The organism is Bradyrhizobium genosp. SA-3, assembly GCF_004212635.1.
In the GTDB taxonomy this organism is placed as follows: Bacteria; Pseudomonadota; Alphaproteobacteria; order Rhizobiales; family Xanthobacteraceae; genus Bradyrhizobium.
Map to the genome: position 1 here is coordinate 1 of NZ_PSRT01000304.1, position 1,450 is coordinate 1,450.

The 1,450-nt window shown below is 62.1% G+C and carries 1 protein-coding gene; it reads right to left on the reverse strand.

Annotated elements, in window-relative coordinates:
- Positions 1–29 precede the first annotated feature (29 nt).
- Positions 30–1,403: an IS30 family transposase gene (locus CWO91_RS42160; RefSeq protein WP_208753151.1), complete on the reverse strand. Its 1,374-nt coding sequence runs from the start codon at positions 1,401–1,403 to the stop codon at positions 30–32.
- Positions 1,404–1,450: the final 47 nt, after the last annotated feature.

A 1,450-nucleotide genomic window follows, 5' to 3' on the forward strand; every position in this document is an offset into this window, starting at 1 on the left:
GGGCGGATTCAACCGGTCGTCGCAACACTTCATGTATGGCTCACTCGGAGAAGTTCGTCGAGAGTTTCCGCTGGTGTTTTCCAGCCGAGGGTTTTCCGGGGCCTGGCGTTGAGTGCTAGAGCCACGGCCTCAAGGTCATCGACGCTGTGTGCGCCAAGATCGGTACCTTTTGGAAAGTACTGCCGCAGCAGTCCGTTGGTGTTCTCGTTGGAGCCGCGCTGCCATGGGCTGTGAGGATCACAGAAGTAGACTTGCACGCCCGCATCGATCTTCAGGCGTGCGTGCTGAGCCAACTCGGCCCCTTGATCCCAAGTCAGAGACCGACGCAGTTGCTCGGGCATGGTGACGATCGCGCGAGCGATAGCGTCGCGCACCGCCTCAGCTCCGTGTCCGGCAAGCGCCAATCCATTCTTCGCACGAACTTCATGAACATGGCCTGGCATGCGCGGCAGGTGCAGCAGCATGGTAAATCGTGTGGTGCGCTCCACCAAGGTGCCGATCGCAGAACTTCCAAGGCCTACGATGAGGTCCCCTTCCCAATGTCCCGGAACGGCTCGATCGGCTGCCTCCGCCGGTCGTTGACTGATCATAATCTCGGGAGAAACGAAGCTTCTGCCCTGCTTGCGCGTGCGCGCCCTCGGCATTCGAAGCGCCCGTCCCGTACGCAAACAAGCCGTCAGTTCGCGGCGCAGCGCTCCTCGGCCTTGCACGTAAAGTGCCTGGTAGATCGCCTCGTGACTGATCCGCATCGTCTCATCCTCGGGAAAGTCGAGCCGAAGACGGCGAGAAATCTGTTCCGGGCTCCACGCCGTTGCCCAGCGTCGGTTCTGCCGATGCACGGCCCGACGCCCCTTCCATACAACCTTCGGGCCGGCGACAGGCGTCCCGTCCGGAGTGGCGATCATACCGGCAAGCCTGTCTTGCACATAATCCCGCAGGATCGGACTGACCGCCAACTTCGCCGGCTTTGGACGTCGGGCGGATTGATCCGCGTGCCATTGAGCTGTCGTCGCTCGGTATTCCGGAGCGCCGTGGCGGCGTGCCGCATTGCGCCGGAGCTCACGAGAGATCGTGGATGCGGGACGACCAAGATGACCAGCAATGGCTCGTACGCCGTGACCTTGCGCGCGCAAGATCGCGATCTCCTCACGTTCGGCGAACGAAAGATAGCGCCCTGAAGGAGGTTTTGACGATTGCGAGAAATGTGTTGGCGGCATTCCGCCGGCCCTCCGGAACCACCGCACTCCGACAACCGGCGACACGCCGGCGTCAACCGCAGCATCTTCGCTCGAGCGCCCCGAGGCAATCGCCGTCCAAAACCGTCTGCAATTCTCCCGCTGTGCTTTCGGAAGCCGGCCTGGTGGTCGCGCACTCCGGTCCGAATCTTGTCCGCATCCATTCATCGCAACCTCCTTGGCTGAAGTGTTGCGACGACCGGTTGAATCCGCCC

Bases quoted from the DNA above. Each gene is read 5' to 3' on its own strand.
- CWO91_RS42160 (WP_208753151.1), bottom strand. From the start codon at position 1,403: ATGAATGGATGCGGACAAGATTCGGACCGGAGTGCGCGACCACCAGGC.